The 625-nt window shown below is 47.5% G+C and carries 1 protein-coding gene; it reads right to left on the bottom strand.

The genetic code is table 11. From position 1 onward, the window contains the following. Positions 1 to 625 (bottom strand): virulence factor BrkB family protein (locus R7R24_RS28050; protein ID WP_318120352.1); only part of this gene is annotated, 625 nt, incomplete at both ends.

Below are 625 nucleotides of genomic sequence, written 5' to 3'. Positions count from 1 at the left end.
TCACCCAATGCTGCGGTGACTTCTGCCCCCAGCAAGACGATCATCCAGCACAAGTAAACCCAGACAAACAAGATAGGAATTGCGGCTAAAGCGCCGTAAATCAGCTGGTAAGACGGGAACTGAGTGATATAGAGGGCAAAGCCTTTCTTACTTAATTCAAACAGTATCGCCGCAACGGCAGCGCCTACAGCACCATGCGCTAAATGCACTTTTTTGTTTGGCACCAGAATGTACAAACCTAAAAATGCAAAAAATGACAGCAAGAGCGGCAACCAGCGTAAGAACAAATTGAAGGCGCCAGACAGCGTTTCATTTTCTAAGATTTGTAACGACGTGACATAAGACGTTGCTGCAATACTCGCGCCGACTAAAATCGGCCCCAGCGTTAATACCATCCAATACATCGAAAATGAGAACACCAAACGGCGCTTGTCTTTGACTCGCCAGATGTAGTTTAGATTTTTATCGATGTTGGAGATCAGCATCAGCGCAGCAATAAACAAGAAGCCACCACCGACGGCACTCATTTTGCCAGTGTTCGCCACAAACTCTTGCAGTGCAGTGTGCACCGCCTCACCAGATGCCGGTACAAAGTTTTCGATGATGTAGCCTTGCAGCACTTCGC

The sequence above is a fragment of the Vibrio sp. 704 genome (assembly GCF_033339295.1).
The sequence above is the reverse complement of the archived record's forward strand: the minus strand, read 5'-3'. Positions and strand labels throughout refer to the sequence as shown.